This window comes from Nonomuraea soli, from assembly GCF_013761175.1.
Lineage (GTDB): Bacteria > Actinomycetota > Actinomycetes > Streptosporangiales > Streptosporangiaceae > Nonomuraea > Nonomuraea soli.
On sequence record NZ_JACDUR010000006.1, the window covers coordinates 460,558 to 480,233 of the forward strand.

A 19,676-nucleotide genomic window follows, 5' to 3' on the forward strand; every position below is an offset into this window, starting at 1 on the left:
CGCACGTGAACCAGACGACGTATCACGAGGGACTGCGCGCTCCTGACAGTGGTCCCGACGACTCCGGCAGGGAGTATCGCAAGAAGCTCCCCATGTGGGACCGCATCAAGTTCCTGATCCTGCTCACCGTGGCCTTCCTCATCCTGACCTGGAAGACCATGGCCGACTACCAGGGCATCATGCCCTTCGTCGAGGCCCTGCGCTCGATCGCGGCGGAACACCAGTGGATCTTCTGGTTCCTCGGCATCGAGGTGCTGCGCCAGCTCCACTTCCTGATCAGCGAGAAATCCTCCGGCTACCACCACTTCTGGAGCAAGACGATCTTCGGCGGCACCGAACGCTGGAGCAAACGCCGCTTCAGCGACTGGACCCGCTTCCGCGTCTCCAGATGGGCCAAGGTCGCCTTCTTCGTCACCGTGCTGGCCCTGGTGCTCGGAGCGGTGCTCGACACCAGCCCGTTCATCGCGATCTTCCAGGCGCCCGCGCTGCTGTTCATGGCCCTGCCGTACGTCGCGCAGCTGGCCTTCGCCTTCTTCTTCGTCATCTTCCAGTTCGTCGGACTGTTCTGGTTCCTGTCGCGCGGCGGCATCGAGACCTACTTCCCCGACGACATCAAGACCCGGTTCAAGGACGTGTGGGGCCAGGACCACGTGGTCGAGCGGGTCCGGGAGAACATCGTCTTCCTGGAGCGGCCCGAGGCGATCGAGGACAAGGGCGGCTACGTGCCGGGCGGCCTGCTGCTGTGGGGCCCGCCGGGCACCGGCAAGACCCTGATGGCCGAGGCGGTCGCGGGCGAGACCGGCAAGCCGTACGTCTTCGTCGACCCCGGCGCCTTCATCAACATGTTCATGGGCATCGGCATCCTCAAGGTCAAGGGCCTCTTCCGCAAGCTGCGCAAGCTCGCGCTGCGCTACGGCGGAGTGATCGTCTTCTTCGACGAGGCCGACTCGCTCGGACGCCGCGGCAGGCTGGCCGGCCAGCCGCAGCCGGGAGCGGGCTTCACCCACACCGGCTGCCACGGCTTCAACTACCTGGCCGAGGACAGCAGGTCGAGGCTGACGTTCAGGACCCCGCAGGACGAGCCGGTCGAGAAACGCCGCTTCATCATGGGCGGCGGCATGAACGGCGGAGGCGGCGACATGGGCACGCTGCAGGCGCTGCTCACGGAGCTGTCGGGCCTGAAGAAGCCGCGCGGCTTCTTCAACCGGCTGGTACGGCGGGCCCTGGGCATGCGGCCCAAGCCCCCGCCCAAGTACCGCATCCTCGTCATGATGGCGACCAACATGCCCGACGTCCTCGACGAGGCGCTCCTGCGCCCCGGCCGCATCGACCGCATCTACAAGGTGGGCTACCCCTCCAAGGCCGGACGGGTGCGCACCTACGAGGGCTACTTCGCCAAGGTCGAGCACAACCTGACACCCGAGCAGATCGACAAGCTCGCGACCATCACCCCGTACGCCACGGGCGCCACGATCAAGGACATGGTCAACGAGTCCCTGATCACCGCGATCCGCGACGGCCGCGACGTGATCACCTGGGCCGACGTGCTGCGCGCCAAGCGGCTCAAGCAGCTCGGACCGCCCGAGGACGTGGAGTACATCGAGCGCGAGAGGCACGCGGTCGCCGTCCACGAGGCCTGCCACGCGGTGATCGCCTACCGCACCCGCTACCACCTCGAGATCGACGTCGCCACGATCGAGAAGGGCGCCGACTACCTGGGCATGGTCGCCTCCATCAAGCCGGAGGACCAGTTCACCCGCTGGAAGTCGGAGTACGAGGCCGACATCATGGTCTCGCTGGCCTCCCTGGCCGGTGAGCGCATGTTCTTCGGCGAGGACAACTCCTCCGGCGTCTCGGGAGACCTGCACTCGGCGACGTTCCTCACCGCCCTGATGGAATCGCACTGGGGCATGGGCACCGGTGTCACCTCGCTACCGGCGCTCCAGCAACTGGAGATCATGGGCGGTGGCAAGGCGATGCCCAGGCAGCGGCCCACCGGCGGGCCGATCTCCATCGGTTTCACCGGCAGCGGCGACTCCGGCAGGCGCCCCGCCGACGAGGAATCGCCGCACGTCCTCGGCGAGCGCATCGAGTGGAACCTGGTGCGCCTCATGGGTATGGCCGAGGACCTGCTGCGAGAGCACCGCCGAGACGTGCTCTGCCTGGCTCACGCCCTGGAGACGCACAAGACGCTCAACGGCGACGACGTGGTGGCGATCTTCGAGCGGCGGCGCGGCACGCTGGTCGACGGCTCGATCTACGAGTCCGACGAGCTGTTCGCCGAGATCGAGGAGTACCACGAGGAGGCGGCACGCGCCCACCGCGAGCACAGCCCCGTCATGCGCGAGCTGCCGGGCGCGGTCGAGGAGCAGGAATCGTACGCCGCCATGGTCACCACCGTTCCTGGAGCGCCGGCGCACGTCGCCGTCGCCCCGATGGCGACCGAGGTGGTGATCGCGCCGCCGCCCCACACGCCGGTCGCGCTCTCGGAGAACGGCAGGCAGCCGGAGTTCGTGCCATGGGCCGCCGAGCCCCAGCCGATCCCGGGCGCCACGCCGCTCGCCGCCTCCGCACCGCCCGCCGCCGAGACGCCCAGGAGCCGGGGCAAGGGCGTGCTGGTGGTCGTCGGCAGCCTGTTCGCGCTGGTCGCGGTGGCCGTGGTCGGCGCGCTGGTGGCCACGGGAGGCCTGCCGGGCGCGGCGTCGTCCGCGGTCTCGGGCGTGGCCTCGCCCGGGCTGCTCGCCGTGCTGTTCATCATCGTCGTCGCGGTCATCGTGGGCATCGGCGTCGCGATGATCATGGTGAGGAACATGCGGTCCGCCCAGGCCAGGGCCGAGCAGGACAGGGACCGGGCCAACGCCCGCGCCCAGCTGCTGGCAGCCGCCATGGATCCGGAGACGGCGATGCGCCTGCTCGGCTACGACGGGAGGAAGGAACCCTAGAGCGGTCATTGGCGGCCGCCGCTCCCGACGCGGGGGCGGCGGCCGTCCGTGTTGCCAGGGCTCGTTCAGGTCGCACCGATAAGGTGGCCGCATGATCGATACGCTCCGTAGCAGCTGGTTGCGCTGGGAAGTCATCGTTCCTCCACTGGCTCTGCTGGTGCTGGCCCTGACCTACGGCGCCGAGCAGAACGGAGTGCTGACGACGATCGACGCGGTGGCGCTCATCGCCGCCGTCGTGGTGGCCGTGCACCACGCCGAGGTGGTGGCGCACCGGGTGGGCGAGCCGTTCGGCACGCTGATCCTGGCCATCGCGGTGACGGTCATCGAGGTCGGGCTGATCCTGATGCTGATGACCGGCGGCGGCGGTGACACCAGCGCGCTGGCGCGTGACACGGTCTTCGCCGCCTTCATGATCGTCTGTAATGGCGTGGTCGGCCTGTGCCTGCTGGTCGGCGGGCTGCGCCACCGGGTGGTCGAGTTCAAGGTCGAGGGCGTGACCGCGACGCTGGCCACCCTGTCGGCGGTGGCCACGCTCTCCCTGGTGCTGCCCGCCTTCACCACCAGCACGCCCGGACCGACCTTCTCAGGCCCGCAACTCGCCTTCGCCGGCGTCGCCTCGCTCGTGCTGTACGGCGTCTTCGTGGTCATGCAGACCGTACGGCACCGCGACTACTTCCTGCCGCCCGGCCACGGCGAGGAGGAGGACCACGCCGAGCCTCCGTCGGCGCAGCGTGCCTGGATCAGCCTGGCGCTGCTGCTGGTCAGCCTCGTCTGCGTGGTCGGGCTGGCCAAGACCGTCTCCCCGGCGATCGAGGGCGCGGTGGACGCCATCGGCGCGCCCGCCTCGGTGGTCGGCGTGGTGATCGCCCTGCTGGTGTTGTCGCCCGAGACCGTGGCGGCCGTTCGCGCCGCCAAGCGCAACCGCGTGCAGACCAGCTTCAACCTGGCGCTCGGCTCGGCGCTGGCCAGCATCGGCCTGACCATCCCGGCGATCGCGGTGGCCTCGATCTGGCTGGACGGCCCGCTCACCCTGGGCCTGGGCGGCAAGGAGATGGTCATGCTCGCGCTGACGGTCGTGGTGACCACGCTGACCGTCGCTCCTGGCCGCGCCACCCTCATGCAGGGAACGGTGCATCTGACCATCTTCGGGGCGTTCCTCTTCCTCGCCGTCACGCCGTGAGGTCGGTCACACAGGTCACGATTTACACCGCGTTCACATTCGGGCAAAACCCGGGAAACGGCACGCTGGTTGTCTTCAGCGTGGCACGTAAACGCTGAAGGAGAGTTCCGTGAGCTACAAGGCTGAATACATCTGGATTGACGGCACCGAGCCCACGGCGCTGCTCCGGTCGAAGACGAAGATCGTGGCCGACGGCGAGCAGCCGCCGGTGTGGGGCTTCGACGGTTCCAGCACCAACCAGGCCGAGGGCCACTCCTCCGACCGCGTGCTGCGCCCGGTCTTCGTCTGCCCGGACCCGATCCGCGGCGGCGACAACCGGCTCGTGCTGTGCGAGGTCGAGGAGATCGACGGCAACCCGCACCCCAGCAACACTCGCGCCCTGGCCCGCGAGGTCGCCGAGCGTTACGCCGAGCAGGAGTCCTGGTTCGGCATCGAGCAGGAGTACACCTTCTTCAAGGGCTCGCGCCCGCTGGGCTTCCCCGAGGGCGGCTTCCCCGCCCCGCAGGGCCCGTACTACTGCGGCGTCGGCGCCGACGTCATCTTCGGCCGCGAGATCGTCGAGCTCCACATGGACCGCTGCCTGGCCGCCGGCCTGAAGCTGTCCGGCATCAACGCCGAGGTCATGCCCGGCCAGTGGGAGTTCCAGATCGGCCCGGCCACCACCCTTGAGGTCGCCGACCACCTGTGGGTGGCCCGCTGGCTGCTCTACCGCACCGCCGAGGAGTTCGGCGTGGAGGCCACCCTCGACGCCAAGCCCGCCCGTGGCGACTGGAACGGCGCCGGTGCGCACACCAACTTCTCCACCAAGGCGATGCGCGAGAACTACGACGCCATCATCGTGGCCTGCGAGTCACTGGGCGAGAACGACAAGCCGCTCGAGCACGTCACGCAGTACGGCGCCGGCATCGAGTCCCGCCTCACCGGCCACCACGAGACCGCCCCGTGGAACAAGTACTCCTACGGCGTCTCCAACCGCGGCGCCTCGGTCCGCATCCCGTGGCAGGTCGAGGTCGACCGCAAGGGCTACATCGAGGACCGCCGCCCGAACGCCAACGTCGACCCGTACGTGGTGACCCGCCTCCTGGTCGACACCTGCTGCGCCGCCCTGGAGAAGGCCGGCCTGGTCTAGAACCGATCTCGGTCTGAAACGCCCTCACCTTCCGGTGGGGGCGTTTTCTGCGTTAGCGTGCCTCATGGCGAACCCTCTGTTCCGCGATTTACAGGGGCAGGACGCCTATGCGGTCCTCGACGTCCCGACCGACAGCGACGTCGCCGCCATCAAGCAGGCGCACCGCCGCCTCATCCTGGCCTGGCACCCCGACAAACACCGCGACAGCGAGCGGCTGGAGCAGGCCGAGCAGATCACCCGGCTGGCCAACCTGGCGCTGCGGATCCTGCTGAACTTCCGCGACGACTACAACCGCCACCTCGGCCTCGAACGCCGTCCCCACATCCCGCCCGAGTGGCGCTCACCCTGGGACAACCCGCCACCGCCGCGCCCCGGCCCCTCCAAGCCGCCGCCTCCCGCCGACCCGCCGACCCCCTCGCAGCCCCCGCCGGAAGCCCGGCCCGAGCCGGAAACGTGGCGGCAGCCACCGCCGTCCCGGCCGCGTCCCAACGACCTGGTGCGTGGCCTGCGCGTGTTGTCCGCCCTCGGCTTCGTGGCCGCCCTGATCTTCCTGGCGCCGCACGCCGGTCAGCTGATCCTGCGCGTCACCACCCAGGTCGGCGCGCCGGTCCCCGAGGCCATGGGCGGCCAGTGGATCGGCACGGGCGTGACCTCCTCCGGCGAGCAGTACGTCGTCCGCCTGTCGCTGACTCCCGGCTACTCCACCGGGAGCGCCACCTACCCGCTGCGCGCGTGCACCGCCGTCCTGACCCCGGTCTCGGCCGAGGGGCAGGCCGTCACCGTCGAACAGCAGGCGCCCAGCGGGTGCACCACCGCGACCGCCCTGCTGCGCCCGAGCGCCAGCGGTCTCGACCTCGTCACCGGCGACCAGGTCACCGCATTGCGCCCCGACCGGCCCGTCACCGCGCGCGGCTGGTGGGTCGGCTACACGCTCGACATCCACGTCGACAACCGTGTCGTACGGCGGGGCGGCACGGTCTGCCCGATGACGCCCATCGGACCCGACACGTTCGCCGTAGGCGGCACCACCTGCCCCGACAACGGCGTCTGGCAGGTCGGCTCCGGCCGCGCCACCTTTCGCGACACCCGCGGGCAGACCCTCAGCGAACCACTGTGGCCCGCCTAGACCAGCCGTGACTGGTACACCCGCCTGGCCTCCGACAACGTCGCCAGCCTGCCGGGGGCGACGCGGTCCCGGATCAGCTCCTCCAGCAGGTCCAGCCACTGCAGGCAGAAGGTGACGTCCTCCTCGCGCGCCACCCGGCGGTGCTCCACGTCGAGGTAGACCGGGCTGGTGTGGGCACGCACGAGGCCCTCGCCCTCGGCCACCGCCACCACGTAGGTGGGCCACACGACCGGCATGTCGGCGCTCACCTCGTGGCCGGGGCCCGAGACCAGTTCGCCGTCGGCCGTCAGGACGCGGATGCGCTCGGTCTGCGGGCCGATCAGGCGGGCGGTCACCCGGACGGGCTCGCCCGGCGTCAGGTCGAGCGTGGAGCCCGGTCCGTGGCCGTTGACCTCCAGCTCCAGGAAGGGGCCGGTGGTGGCGAACGTGCGGCCCCGCCGTACCGCCTCCGCGTACGACTCGGCGGTCAGCGGCCCGTCGACGTGCGCGTAGGTGCGCTCACGGCCGATCGGGCCCAGCCGGTGCGCCGTGCCCGCGACCGCGGCGATGCGGTTGCCCGCGCCGACCAGCCGCCGGTAGGCCCGCGCCGAGGCGATCACGGAGGAGAAGCTGTCGACCAGGCCGAGCGCGGCGTCGACCACCGCCATGCGCGAGTCGTGGCCCGGATCGCCCGACTTGAGCAGCTGCTGCGGCGTCTCCACCGGGCCGCCGAAGGCGTTGGCGTACCCGATCAGGGCGCCGCGCTCACGCAGCCGCCGCAGGGCGTCGGTCGTCGGCGGCCAGTCGTCGAACTCCTGCGTGCTCGTCGCCAGCCCCACGCGCGCCACATGGGTCTCGTCGGACCAGGGCAGGTTGCGTCCCGCCCAGTCGCCGCTCTCGGCGTCCTGCGGGAGCAGGTTGACCACGTGCAGGTCCTCGCCGTGCTGGGAGGCGGCCACCCACTGGGTGGGACGGTTGAAGCACACGTGCAGGTCGCCGCCGTACCAGCCCATGGCCGCGGCGTCGTAGAGCCTCGTGGGGGAGAGCTCCACCAGCGTCTCCCCGTCGCCGGGGACGAGCGTGGTCTGCGCGAAGCCGTACTCCATGCCCCGCGCCGCCCGCACGGTCAGCGGCCGCGCCGGGACCCGCAGGACGACGTCGTCGCCGTGGAAGTACGGCAGGCCGTCGAGGTCGCGCGCCGGTGACGCCCCCGATGGATACCAGCCCTTGCCGTCGTCGGTCCACACACTCCAGCGGCAGGGGAAGCCGGCCTTGAGACGGATGGTCGCTAATGAGACATCAGTGCGCATCGGTATCTCCCCGTAGTCGACGGTTCGCACATAGTGACACGCGCGTCACCCGCCGGGAAGCCCCGTGCTTCCCGGCGGGGTGGAGATTCTTACCATCCGGGTGTCGTTTTGTTAGATCCGGAACTCCAGATCGGGCGTGATGTCGGCGACGTCCATCTGCGCCTTCTGCAGACGGCCCGAATGGTCCCAGTTCATCGCCTGCCAGCGGGTGAACTGGTCGAGCACCCAGATGCCCGACTGGCGGCTGCCGTTGCCCGACTTGCCGTTGCCGCCGAACGGCAGGTGGGCCTCGGCGCCGCTGGTGGAGTTGTTGACGCTGACCATGCCCGCCGAGATGCCCTCGCGGAAGCGGAAGGCGGCCTGCGGATCGGTGGTGTAGATGGAGCTCGACAGGCCGTAACCGGGCCGGTTGGCCAGCTCGATCGCCTCGTCGAGCGTGGTGAACGTCGTCACGCCGACGATCGGGCCGAACGTCTCCTCCAGGAAGATGCGGTCGTCGGGCCTGACGTTGTCGACCACGACCGGGTGGTAGTAGAGGCCGTGGGCGCCGTCGAACTCGTGGCGCGGATTGTCGGCCGTGATGCGCCCCGTCGGCCCCGAGACCTCGTGGTGGGGCTGGATCCAGGTGAGGAACTCCTCGTAGCGGTCGGCGAACTTCTGGTCGAGCAGCGGGCCCGCCAGCACGTCCTTGGCCGGGTCGCCGATCTTGGCGTTCTGCACGGCACGCGAGAAGCGCTCGATGAACTCCTCGTGCACGTCCTTGTGCACGATCAGCGTGCCCAGGCTGGTGCAGCGCTGCCCGGCCGTACCGAAGCCCGAGAACAGCGCGCCCTCCACCGCCAGGTCCAGATCGGCGTCAGGCATGATCACCATCGGGTTCTTGCCGCCCAGCTCCAGGCACGGCGACTGCAGGTGGCGCCCGCACAGCTCGCCGATCCTGCGCCCCACCTCGGACGAACCCGTGAACCCGACCTTGTGCACCGTGCCCTCGGTCAGGGCCTTCTCGAGCCCCTCGAAGGTCTCCTTGCCGTCGGCGAAGACGATGTTGAGCACGCCCTCGGGCAGTCCCGCCTTCACGAACAGCTGGTACATCGCGAACGCGCTGGCCGCGGAGTACTCGGCGGGCTTCCACACGATCGCGTTGCCGGCGACCAGCGCCGGGACCAGATACCAGCTCGGCACCGCCACGGGGAAGTTGCCCGCCGTGATGACCGCCGCCACCCCGACCGGGTTGCGGAAGGTGAAAAGGTTCTTGTCGGGCATCTCGCTCGGCACCGTCTGGCCGTACAGCCTGCGGCCCTCGCCCAGGAAGAAGTCGCAGGTGTCGACGATCTCGCGCACCTCGCCCAGCGCCTCGGCGTACGGCTTGCCGATCTCCTTGGTGACGAGCCTGGCCAGGGCCTCGGCATTCGCCTCGACCAGCCGGCCGATGCTCGCGATCACCCGGCCCCTGACCGGTGCGGGAACCCTGGCCCACTCCCGCTGGGCCTCCTTGGCCGTACGGCAGGCGGCGGCGAAGGTGTCGGCGTCGGCCAGGCCCACCTGGGCGACGGTCTCGCTGAGCTGGGCCGGATTGGTCGAGGCGTAGGTGCCGGTGCTGGGGGCGTCCTTGCCCCCGACGACGGAGACGATGTGCCGAGTCATGGACCTATGACATCACTCCAACGAAAAGTCTGCGAAGTCGAATCCCGGTGAGACGACACAACTCGCGAGAACCTCCTGGTTCGCCGCAGGTTTTGCGGATTGGGTGACTCCGGCGGGGACGAGCGCCTGGGGGCTGTTCTCGTCCAGGGTGACGGTCCGGCCGCCGATGGTCAGGTGGAGCGGGCCGCCCCGGTGCCAGAGCCACAGCTCGTCGGAGCGCACGGTGTGGGGGGCCGATTGCTCGCCGGGCATGAGGAGGAAGTAGATGGCGGTGGCGCCGGCCCGTATGCCGCCGTGCGCCTCGATGGTGTGGCTGGAGCGGTAGGTCTCGCGGTACCAGCCGCCTTCGGGGTGGGGGAGGAGGTCGAGGGCTTCGGCGAGGGGCGGGCGAACTGTCCCGATATCCGACATATCAGGAATGATCCCAGTTAAAGATGCCGATCGGCGCGGCGTTCGCGGGGGTCAGGTTGTCGGTCGGCGTGGATAGTGTTTCCCAGTGATCCAACGGTGGAGCCGTGATCAGGTCCTCGCGCTCGCCCCCGACGCCTCGTCCCGCACGGCCGGCCAGGGGGTGGCCTCGCCTGCCAGGTGGATGTTGCGCGGCGTCACCGACGACATCGTCTTCGGCACCTGCCGGGGAAGCGGCGCCCGGCCCTACCACACGTGCGTCGACCTCGACGAGCCCGCCTATCTGTGCAGCTGCCCCAGCAGGAAGGTGCCGTGCAAGCACGTGCTCGGGCTGTTGCTGCTGTGGTCGGGCGAGGGGTTGCCCGAGGTGCCGTTACCTCCGTGGGCGGCCGAGTGGGTGGGGCAGCGCATCACGCGTGCCGAGGCCCGTGCGGCGCGCCTCGACGCCGGATCCGGCTCGGGGACCGTTGAGTCCGGGGCCGCCGACGTCACGCCCTCCGTGCCCGCCGCTTCCGGGGGGCGGGGGCCCGGGCCCGCGGGCGTCGTCGAGAGCGCGCGGCAGGCGCGGGTCGCCATCGGCCTCACCGACCTGGAGCGGTGGCTGGCCGACCAGGTGCGCCAGGGGCTGGCCGCCGCCGATCCCGACGACTGGCACGGGCTGTCCAAGCGCCTCGTCGACGCCCAGGCGCCCGGAGCGGCGGGCATCGCGGGGCGGCTCGCCTACGTGCTCGGGCGCGACGGCTGGCCATCGCGGCTGCTGGCCGAATACGCCCTGCTCCACCTGCTCGTCGTGGCCTACCGGCGCCGCGACGAGCTCCCCGCCGACCTGGCCAGGACCGTCATGCAGCGGGTGGGCTTCACGGTCAACCGCGATGTGGTGCTGGCCGGTGCGAGGGTGCGCGACGTGTGGGACGTGCTCGGGCGGCGCGACGAGGAGCTCGACCGGGTGTCGGCGCGCCGGGTGTGGCTGCGAGGGCGCGACACCGGGCGCGCGGCGCTCGTGCTGACCTTCGCGCCGCCCGGGCAGGCGCCTGACGCGTCCTTCGTGCCGGGCACGGCCATCGACGCCGAGCTCGCCTTCTACCCGGGCGCCTCACCGGTGCGCGCCATCCTCGCCCACCGGCACAGCCCGCTGGGAGGCCTGCTCGTGGAGGGAGAGCCGGGCCGTGCCCTGTCCGCCGTGCCCCCGGCCCTCACCCCAGAGGAGGCGCTGGCCGAGGTGGCAGGGGCGCTGGCGGGCGATCCGTGGATCGACTCCTGGCCGCTGGTGCTGGCCGGTGTCGTGCCGGAGGCCGGGCAGGTCGCCGGGCTGCCCTGGCATCCGGCCGAGCCGGTCCCCTGGAGGCTGATCGCGCTCTCGGGCGGCCATCCGGTGACCGTGGCCGTGGAGTGGACACCCGACGGGTTGCGGCCCCTGTCGGCCTGGGACGAGGACGGGCGGGTGGTGTTGCTGTGATGCCATGGGAGGAGCTCGTGTCGGCGGCGCTCGTGGGCACCGACCGCCGGCCGTACACCGGAGACCTGCTGGCCGACGCGGCCGTCGAGGTCGTACGGCAACGCGCGGGCCGCAGACCCGGACCGCCGGCGCAAGGCCCTGCGGCGGCGGAGGAGAGCCAGGAGAAGGTGGGCCTGGCGGCGGCCGACCGGCTGGCGGCGATCCTGGCGGGCGAGCACCCCAGGCTGCTGCCCGAGTGGCTGGAGCTGGCAGCCGCCGGCGGCAGGCGGGTCCCGCCGCACCGGCTGCCCGAGCTGCTCGACAAGGGCCAGCGCGACCGCTCGATCCGCGAACACCTCGGCGTCCTGGCCGGGCAGCGCGGCAGGTGGCTGGCCGAGCGCAACCCCGCCTGGGCGTACCTTCTCGAAGAGCCCACCGGCGAGGCCTGGGAGCTGGGCGGCAGGGCCGACCGCCGGGCCCATCTGAAGGAGCTGCGCGCGGCCGACCCCGACGAGGCCAGGCGCCTGCTGGAAAGCACCTGGGAGCAGGAGACGCCCGACGACAGGGCGGCGTTCCTGGAGTTGTTCGACACCAGGCTGTCGCTCGCCGACGAGCCGTTCCTGGAGGCGGCGCTCGACGACCGCAGGCGCGAGGTGCGCCAGCAGGCCGCCAACCTCCTGGCGAAGCTGCCCGGCTCGGCGCTGGCCGTACGCATGGCCGAGCGGGTACGACAGTGCGTGACCGTGGGCCGCAGCGAGATCGTCGTGATCCCGCCGCTGGAGTGCGACCGGGCGATGGAGCGCGACGGCGTGCGCGCCAAGCCGCCCGCGGGCACCGGCGAGCGGGCGTGGTGGATGCAGCAGCTCATCGCCAGGGCGCCGCTGTCGATCTGGACACACCCGCCCGAGGAGCTCGTCGCGAAGAGGATCTCCGACTGGGAGACGGAGGTGCGTCTCGGCTGGGTGCGGGCGGCGATCCTGCAGCGTGACCCGGCCTGGGCGCGGGCGATGTTCGCGTGGGACCCGATCGCCGACCTGCTCGTCGCGCTGCCGCCGCTGGAGCAGCAGGCCCTGGCGGCCGCGTTCGCCGAGCGTCACGATCTCGACAACCAGTTGATCATGGTTCTGGGCGGGGTCGCGCCGCCCTGGCAGGCCGGGCTGGCGGTAGCCGTACTGAACAAGATCGTCAAAACCGCGACGCTGCAGCCGTGGAACCTGGGCGAGCTGTCCAGGATCGCCGCCGAGCGCATCGACCCCGCCCTGCACGAGCTGGCGGCGGGTGTCCCCGAGGTCGCGGGCGTGCTGCGTTTCCGCGCGAAGATGAGGGAGGAGCTGTCATGAGCACCGTGTTGCGGCCGCACGCGGAGGATCTGTACTCCGAGGAGCTGGCGCTGCTGGCCAAGGACGACGACCGGGTGCGGCCTCCCGGATGGCGCCTGTCGCCGTGGGCGGTCACGACCTACCTCCTCGGCGACGGGGAGCGCATCACGCCGAAGTACGTGGGCGCGCGCCGCATCGTGGAGGTGGCCGTCGCCACGCTGGCCACCGACCGGGCACTGCTCCTGCTCGGCGTGCCGGGCACGGCCAAGACGTGGTTGTCGGAGCATCTGGCCGCCGCGATCAGCGGCGACTCGACGCTGCTGGTCCAGGGCACGGCGGGCACCTCGGAAGAGACGATCCGCTACGGCTGGAACTACGCGCGGCTGCTGGCCGAAGGGCCCTCGCGCGAGGCGATGACGCCCAGCCCTGTCATGCGCGCCATGGCCGAGGGACGCATCGCGCGCGTGGAGGAGCTGACACGCATGCCCTCCGACGTGCAGGACGCGCTGATCACCGTGCTGTCGGAGAAGACGTTGCCCGTCCCTGAGCTGGGGTTGGAGGTGCAGGCGCAGCGCGGCTTCAACCTCATCGCCACCGCCAACGACCGCGACCGCGGCGTCAACGAGCTGTCGTCCGCGCTGCGGCGGCGGTTCAACACCGTGGTGCTGCCCGTGCCCGCGAGCGCCGAGGAGGAGGTCGCCATCGTCGCGCGGCGCGTGGGCGAGCTCGGCGCCGCCCTGCACCTGCCCGAGACCTCCACCGGACAGGCCGAGATCCGGCGCGTGGTGACGGTCTTCCGCGAGCTGCGCAACGGGCTGACCGAGGACGGGCGCACCAAGCTCAAGTCGCCCAGCGCCACCCTGTCGACGGCCGAGGCCATCTCCGTGGTGACCAGCGGCATCGCACTCGCCGCGCACTTCGGCGACGGGGTGCTGCGGGCCTCCGACGTGGCCGCCGGGATCGTGGGCGCGGTGGTGCAGGAGCCGGTCTCCGACCGGGTGGCGTGGCGGGAGTATCTGGAGACGGTCGTGCGCGAGCGGGCGGACTGGCGCGACTTCTACCGGGCGTGCCGGGAGATCTCTTGACATCCTCCCCTCGTGAACGAAGGGGATTTCAACAGCAACTACCCCACGAGGAGGCGGCCGCGTTGAGGTTCACGGTTCGCAGGCTCGCCCAGCAGCGGGCCTCCCCGCGCAGCCACCGCATGCCCTGCGGCGGTATCTCGGACGTTGCGTGCCGCGTTCACGTCGGCGTGTGCCTGGTGTCCGCAGGCCGCGCAGGCGAATCGAGATTGGCTCTCTCTCGACTCGGCCGCGCGGTGCCCGCAGACGTTGCAGGTCTGCGATGTGTAACGCGGGTTGACCTTGACCACTCTGCCGGGCGCTTTGTGCTCCAGCCGAGTCACGAGCCGGCCCCAGCCGCTGGCCAGGATGCCCCGGTTCAGGCCCGCCTTCTGACGCACGTTGCGGCCGGGCACGGCCCGGGTGCCCCGCGCCGAACGGCTCATGTTCGAGATGTTGAGGTCTTCGACGGCGATCATGTCGAACCGGCGTGCAAGGCCGGTCGAGGTCTTCTCGATCCAGTCTTTGCGCCGGTCTGTTTCGCGTGCCCGCAGCTGGGCGATGGCCTGCTTAACCTTGCCGCGCCGGTTCGAGCCGCGCCGGGCACGGGCCAGCTTGCGCAGCAGCCGCAGCAGCCGCGTCTTCTCCGTCTCGCGCAGGCCGGGCACGTTCAGCAACTGCCCGGTGGACAGTGCCGCCGACACGGCCACACCCCGGTCCACACCCACCACTTCACCCGTTCCAGGGGCGGGGATCGGTTCCGGGATCGCGGCGAACGCTACGTGCCAGCGGCCGCAGGCCTCACGGGTGACCCTGTAGGACTTCACCCCGTCAGGTACGGCACGCGACCAGCGGAACCGCACCCACCCCACCTTGGGGATCTTCACCTCGCCCATGCGCCGCGACAGGTGGCGCACATCGCCCGCCTTGACCGCGATGATCCGAAACCCCTCGTGCCGTCCGGCCTTGCGCCACGTCGGCTGCCGGTGCGTCCCTGCGAAGAAGTGCGCCATGGCCTGCGCGAAGTCACGCAACGCCTGCTGCTGGACGGTCACCGATCCCGCCGCGAGCCACGGATTGTCCGCTCGCGCCTCGGTCAGCTGACGACACTGCTCGGCGAACCCCGGCGCGCCCTTCCGGCCGGGACGCCAGTGCGCGTGCTGCTCGACCGCCAGATTCCAGACGAACCGGGCGTGCCCGCAATGCTCGGCCAACGCCGCCTCTTGGGCAGGTGTCGGCTGGAGCCGGTAGCGGGACATGCCGGCCAACCTACCGACCGCCACCGACACAACCAGGAGATCACAGTGCCGCATCGTGCGGCTTTTCCTCCCCGCCCTGAAGGACGGGGCCTCCACGCTGTAGGTATTCGGTGAACCACGCGGCGCCCGGGGAGGCGCCATGAGTGTGCACGTGCTCGGCGTGCGCCACCACGGGCCGGGCTCGGCGCGTGCCGTACGAACCGAGCTGGAGCGGCTGCGGCCCGACGTGATCCTCATCGAGGGCCCGCCGGAGGCCGACCCGCTCGTCCCGCTGCTGCCCGCGCTGGACCCGCCGGTGGCGCTGCTGGCGCACGTGCCGGGCGACGCGACCCGCGCCGCCTTCTGGCCGTTCGCGGCGTTCTCGCCCGAATGGCAGGCCATGGCGTACGGCACGGCGAACGGCGTGAGCGTGCGCTTCTGCGACCTCCCCGCCGCGCACACCCTGGCCGCCCCCGGCGAACGCGCCGACGAGCTCAGCGTCGACCCGATCGGCACCCTGGCGGCCGCGGCGGGCTACGACGACCCCGAGCGATGGTGGGAGGATGTCGTCGAGCACCGAGGAGACACGCCGTTCACCGTGGTGGCCGAGGCGATGGCCGCCGTGCGCGAAGGCCACGAGCCAGGCGAGCGGGAAGCGCGGCGAGAGGCGTACATGCGGCGCACCCTCCGCGCCGCCACGAAGGAGGGCTTCGAGCGGATCGCCGTCGTGTGCGGCGCCTGGCACGTGCCCGCGCTGACCGGGCCCCTGCCCTCCGCCCAGTCCGACAACGCCCTCCTGCGCGGGATGGCCAAGGTCAGGACCGAGCTGACCTGGGTGCCGTGGACCTACGGGCGGCTGGCGTCGTGGAGCGGCTACGGCGCCGGCATCACCTCGCCCGGCTGGTACCACCACCTGTTCACCGTGCCCGACCGGCCCATCGAACGCTGGCTCGCCGGGGTCGCCGCACTTCTGCGCGCCGAAGGGCTGGGCGTCTCCTCGGCGCACGTCATCGAGGGCGTACGGCTCGCGCACGGCCTGGCCGCCCTGCGCGGGCGACCGCTGGCGGGGCTGGGAGAGGTGACCGAGGCGGCGCGCGCCGTGTTGTGCGAGGGTGACGAGCTGCCGCTGGAGCTCGTGCGCGAGCGGCTCGTGGTGGGCGACAGGATCGGGGTCGTGGGCGACGGCGTGCCCATGGTGCCGCTGCAGCGCGACCTGCGCGAGCAGCAGCGGCGGCTGCGGTTGCGGGCCGAGGCGGGGGAACGGGAGATCGACCTGGACCTGCGGAAGGGGCTCGACCTGGGGCGCAGCCGGCTGCTGCACCGGCTGGGGCTGCTCGAGGTGGAGTGGGGGGTGCGGCGGGAGGCCCGGGGCAGGGGCACCTTCCGTGAGACGTGGGCGCTGGGGTGGCGGCCGGAGTTCGACCTGCGGCTGATCGAGGCGGCGGCGCTGGGCGTGACGGTGGAGGCTGCGGCCACCCAGCGGGTGCGCGACCTGGCGTCGGGCGCGCGGACGCCCGACGGGCGGGCCGTGGGCTCCTCGCCCGGCGGTCCGTCGACCGGGGGCCCTGGTGGGCAGGGGACGCGGGGGCCCGGTGGTCAGGGGACGCCGTCGGCGGCCGGTCCGTCGGGTGGAGGGCCGTCGCTGGCCGAGCTCGCCGGGCTGGTCGAGGCGTGCCTGGTGGCCGAGCTGCCGGGCGCCCTGCCCGAGGTGCTGGCGGCGCTGTCGGCCAGGTCGGCGCTCGACACCGACGTCACGCACCTGATGGCGGCGCTGCCGGCGATGGTCAGGGCCCAGCGTTACGGCGACGTGCGCGGCACCTCGGCCGAAGGGCTGGCGGGCATCGTGCGGTCGATGCTGGAGCGGATCTGCGTGGGGCTGCCGGTGGCGGCGGGCGGGCTCGACGACGATGCGGCGGCGGCGTTGCTGCGGCACGTCGACCGCGTCCACGGCGCCGTCGCCCTCCTCACCGACACCACCCGCCCCCCGGCCCCGCCCACCGCCCCAGACGTGGAGCCGGGTGTCGGGTCGGACGTGGGGCAGGGCATCGGGCAGGAGATCGCCCCGGGCGTGGGGCCTGGCGCGGGGGGCGAGGGGGTGCCGGGGGCGACGCCCGGGAGCAGGTGGCTGATGACGTTGCGAGGCATGTGCGACCGTCGCGACCTCCACGGCCTGATCGAAGGCCGCCTCACCAGGATCCTCCTCGACGCCGGCGAGCTCGGCGACGTCGAGGCCCGGATGGCGAGGGCGACCTCCAGGGGCCACGCCCCCGCCAGGGTGGCGGCCTGGGTGGAGGGCTTCCTGGCCGGCGGCGGCCTGCTGCTGGTGCACGACCCCAAGCTCCTGGCCCTGCTCGACTCGTGGCTGGCCGCCCTCGACGCCGGCCAGTTCGTCGAGGTCCTGCCGCTGCTGCGCCGTACCTTCGGCACGTTCGCCGCCCCCGAGCGCCGGGCGATCGGCGAGCGGGTGAAGGGTGAGCGCCACCAGGGCGCCGATGCCGAGGAGCTCGACGACGACCGGGCCGCGGCCGCCGTACGGACGGTCCGGATGATCCTGGGAAGGGGCGACGCCTGATGGACGAGCGTGTACGGCGATGGCGGCTGGTCCTGGGCGGCGGCGAGGCCGACGGCACGGGGACGGCGCTGCGCGGCGACGACGCCCAGATGGACGGCGCCCTGAGCGCGGTCTACGAGGGCAGGGGAGGCCTGGGGTCGTCGGCGCCGAAGGTGGCCCGGTGGCTGGGCGACATCAGGGGCTATTTCCCGGCGAGTGTCGTCCAGGTGATGCAGAAGGACGCGATCGAACGGCTCGAGCTGACCCGTCTGCTGCTGGAGCCGGAGATGCTCGACGCCGTGGAGCCTGACGTGCACCTGGTGGGCACCCTGCTGGCGCTCAACGCCGTCATGCCCGACGAGGCCCGCGAGTCGGCCAGGCGGGTGGTCCGCCAGGTGGTGGGCGAGCTGGAGCGGCGCCTGGAGCAGCGCACCAGGGCGGCGGTCGGCGGCGCGCTCGACCGCGCGGCCAGGACGCACCGGCCCAGGCGTCACGCCGACATCGACTGGGACCGCACCATCCGCGCCAACCTGCGCAACTACCTGCCCGAGCACCGGACGGTCGTGCCCGCGAGGCTGACCGGGTACGCCAGGCGGCAGCGCGGGGTGCAGCGTGAGGTGGTGCTCTGTCTCGACCAGAGCGGTTCGATGGCGGCCTCGGTGGTCTACTCCGGCGTGTTCGGCGCGGTGCTGGCGTCGATGCGGTCGTTGAAGACGTCGCTCGTGGTGTTCGACACGGCGGTCGTCGACCTCACCGATCAGCTGCACGATCCGGTCGAGCTGCTGTTCGGCACGCAGCTGGGCGGCGGCACCGACATCAACCGGGCGATCGCGTACGGTCAGGGGCTGATCACCCGGCCCGCCGACTCGATCTTCATCCTGGTGAGCGACCTGTTCGAGGGCGGGATCCGGGAGGAGATGCTGCGCAGGGTGGCGGCGATGACGCAGGCGGGTGTGCAGGTCGTCGTCCTGCTGGCGCTGTCCGACGAGGGTGCGCCCGCCTACGACCACGAGAACGCCGCGGCGCTGGCGGCGCTGGGGGTGCCGGCCTTCGCCTGCACCCCCGACGCCTTCCCCGATCTGATGGCGGCGGCCATCGAGCGGCGTGACCTCAACCGGTGGGCGGAGCTTCAGGCGAGCAGGCGGTAGAAGCGCCAGAAGCCGAACCCCTCGATCGGGAGGACCTCGACGTCGCCGAAGCCGGCCTCCTGGGCGTAGGTCCGCAGCCGGGAGGGGCGCATGACGGTGCCGGTGCCCGCCGACGGCTGGTGGGCCAGGCCGTCGGGCAGGCAGACGAGGAGGCTGAAGCCGTACATGAGCCTGTCGACCTCGTCGGCGGGGCCGGTGAAGGCGTCGGCGACGGCCTCGTCCATGACGATGAGCTGGCCGCCGGGCGCCAGCGCGCGCCGTGCCGCGGCCAGGGTCTCGACGGGACGGGACAGGTCGTGCACGCACTCGAAGGCGAAGACCGCGTCGTAGCGGCCGGGTTCGAGGGTGGTGGCGTCGGCCAGGCGGAAGGAGAGCCCGCCGGCGGGGGAGGCGTCGCTCCTGGCCGGGTCGAGGGCGTCGCTCCGGGCCGGGTCGCTGGTGGCGTCGCCCCGGGCCGGGCCGAGGGCTGCGTTGCTCCGGGCCAGGTCGATCGAGGGCGCGTCGACGTCGACCCCGGTCACCTGCGCCCCTGGATACGCCCTGGCCAGCGCGATGGTCGACCACCCGGCCCCGCATCCCAGGTCGGCGATCCGTGCCCCCGGCCGGCTGAGCAGGGCATGCAGGTCGGCGACGCCTGCCAGCGCGGCGGGCAGGGCGTGCTCGAACCATGGCCGGTTCATGTCGGCCTGCGACTCCCGCATATCGGCCCCGTAGGCCGCCCACGGCACCCCGCCACCCGTGCGATAGGCCTCCAGGAGGGCGGGCAGCTGGACGGCGGCCGCCGAGATCATGCGGGCCAGCGGAGCGAGATAGGTGAGGCTCGAAGGATCGGTGAGCACCTCGGCCGCCCCCTCGGGCAGCACGAACCTGCCGTCGGGCCGCACGTCCAGGATGCCGGTGGCGGCCTGCTGCTCCAGCCACTCCGTGGCGTACCTCCCGGCCCCGCCCGCCCGCGCCACGAGCTCGGCCGGGGTCGCCGGCCCGTGCTCGGCGAGGGCGCGATACCAGCCCATCCGGTCACCCAGGTGGATGGAGAGCACGTCGATGGCGCCGAGCGCGGCGGTGAAAAGCCGGTCGGCGAATGCCTGTGAGTTCGTCATTCGGCCCACGGTAAGACGCGCGGGAGACGGCGACTGTGCAGAAACACTCACCTTGCACTAATGCACAGAAACCCCGGCCCGTGAGGGGACCGGGGCCGTGCGCGCG

The 19,676-nt window shown here is 71.9% G+C and carries 14 protein-coding genes; 9 read left to right on the top strand and 5 right to left on the bottom strand.

Annotated features, from left to right (window positions below):
- The first annotated feature begins 5 nt into the window (after nucleotides 1–5).
- From HNR30_RS30335 to HNR30_RS30350, 4 genes are all read left to right on the top strand, one after another.
- On the top strand, nucleotides 6–2,942 hold the full coding sequence (locus tag HNR30_RS30335; RefSeq protein ID WP_312894740.1) for an AAA family ATPase: 2,937 nt from the start codon (nucleotides 6–8) through the stop codon (nucleotides 2,940–2,942).
- Nucleotides 2,943–3,033: 91 nt separating this feature from the next.
- Entirely contained in the window at nucleotides 3,034–4,122 is a 1,089-nt protein-coding gene (locus HNR30_RS30340) for a calcium:cation antiporter (RefSeq protein WP_181613473.1), read from the top strand.
- Between the two features lie 109 nt (nucleotides 4,123–4,231).
- Nucleotides 4,232–5,251, top strand: coding sequence for a glutamine synthetase (glnII, locus tag HNR30_RS30345; RefSeq protein WP_181613474.1), 1,020 nt, complete (start codon nucleotides 4,232–4,234; stop codon nucleotides 5,249–5,251).
- Nucleotides 5,252–5,315: 64 nt separating this feature from the next.
- Nucleotides 5,316–6,377: a J domain-containing protein gene (locus HNR30_RS30350; protein ID WP_181613475.1), complete on the top strand. Its 1,062-nt coding sequence runs from the start codon at nucleotides 5,316–5,318 to the stop codon at nucleotides 6,375–6,377.
- Here the strand turns inward: HNR30_RS30350 and HNR30_RS30355 are convergent.
- The 3 genes from HNR30_RS30355 to HNR30_RS30365 form a co-directional block, all read right to left on the bottom strand.
- Entirely contained in the window at nucleotides 6,374–7,666 is a 1,293-nt protein-coding gene (locus HNR30_RS30355) for a CehA/McbA family metallohydrolase (protein WP_181613476.1), read from the bottom strand. The two genes, HNR30_RS30350 and HNR30_RS30355, sit on opposite strands and share 4 nt — an antisense overlap.
- 111 nt (nucleotides 7,667–7,777) lie before the next feature.
- Nucleotides 7,778–9,310 (bottom strand): aldehyde dehydrogenase family protein, encoded by a 1,533-nt coding sequence (locus tag HNR30_RS30360; RefSeq protein ID WP_181613477.1) that lies wholly within the window; start codon nucleotides 9,308–9,310, stop codon nucleotides 7,778–7,780.
- 12 nt (nucleotides 9,311–9,322) lie between these two features.
- Nucleotides 9,323–9,721: a cupin domain-containing protein gene (locus tag HNR30_RS30365; RefSeq protein WP_181613478.1), complete on the bottom strand. Its 399-nt coding sequence runs from the start codon at nucleotides 9,719–9,721 to the stop codon at nucleotides 9,323–9,325.
- 85 nt (nucleotides 9,722–9,806) lie between these two features.
- Between HNR30_RS30365 and HNR30_RS30370 the strand changes: the two genes are divergently transcribed.
- From HNR30_RS30370 to HNR30_RS30380, 3 genes are read left to right on the top strand one after another with little or no spacing between them, the layout of a single operon-like run.
- On the top strand, nucleotides 9,807–11,174 hold the full coding sequence (locus HNR30_RS30370; protein ID WP_181613479.1) for an SWIM zinc finger family protein: 1,368 nt from the start codon (nucleotides 9,807–9,809) through the stop codon (nucleotides 11,172–11,174).
- Nucleotides 11,174–12,493, top strand: a complete 1,320-nt coding sequence (locus HNR30_RS30375; RefSeq protein ID WP_181613926.1) for a DUF5691 domain-containing protein — start codon at nucleotides 11,174–11,176, stop codon at nucleotides 12,491–12,493. Before HNR30_RS30370 ends, HNR30_RS30375 begins: the two co-directional genes overlap by 1 nt.
- Nucleotides 12,490–13,557: an ATP-binding protein gene (locus HNR30_RS30380; protein WP_181613480.1), complete on the top strand. Its 1,068-nt coding sequence runs from the start codon at nucleotides 12,490–12,492 to the stop codon at nucleotides 13,555–13,557. Before HNR30_RS30375 ends, HNR30_RS30380 begins: the two co-directional genes overlap by 4 nt.
- Nucleotides 13,558–13,595: 38 nt before the next feature.
- Here the strand turns inward: HNR30_RS30380 and HNR30_RS30385 are convergent, their stop codons facing one another.
- Nucleotides 13,596–14,792 carry an RNA-guided endonuclease InsQ/TnpB family protein gene (locus HNR30_RS30385; protein ID WP_181613481.1) on the bottom strand — a complete coding sequence of 399 codons (1,197 nt, stop codon included), beginning with the start codon at nucleotides 14,790–14,792 and terminating at the stop codon, nucleotides 13,596–13,598.
- Between the two features lie 139 nt (nucleotides 14,793–14,931).
- On the opposite strand from HNR30_RS30385, the gene HNR30_RS30390 reads away from it, so the two are divergent.
- On the top strand, nucleotides 14,932–17,343 hold the full coding sequence (locus HNR30_RS30390; protein WP_181613482.1) for a DUF5682 family protein: 2,412 nt from the start codon (nucleotides 14,932–14,934) through the stop codon (nucleotides 17,341–17,343).
- Nucleotides 17,343–18,470, top strand: coding sequence for a VWA domain-containing protein (locus tag HNR30_RS30395; protein WP_181613483.1), 1,128 nt, complete (start codon nucleotides 17,343–17,345; stop codon nucleotides 18,468–18,470). The genes HNR30_RS30390 and HNR30_RS30395 overlap by 1 nt, the downstream gene beginning before the upstream one ends.
- Here HNR30_RS30395 and HNR30_RS30400 read toward each other — a convergent pair.
- A complete protein-coding gene (locus HNR30_RS30400; RefSeq protein WP_181613484.1) occupies nucleotides 18,452–19,570 on the bottom strand; it encodes a class I SAM-dependent methyltransferase in 1,119 nt (372 codons plus the stop codon). The genes HNR30_RS30395 and HNR30_RS30400 overlap by 19 nt on opposite strands.
- Nucleotides 19,571–19,676 lie beyond the last annotated feature (106 nt).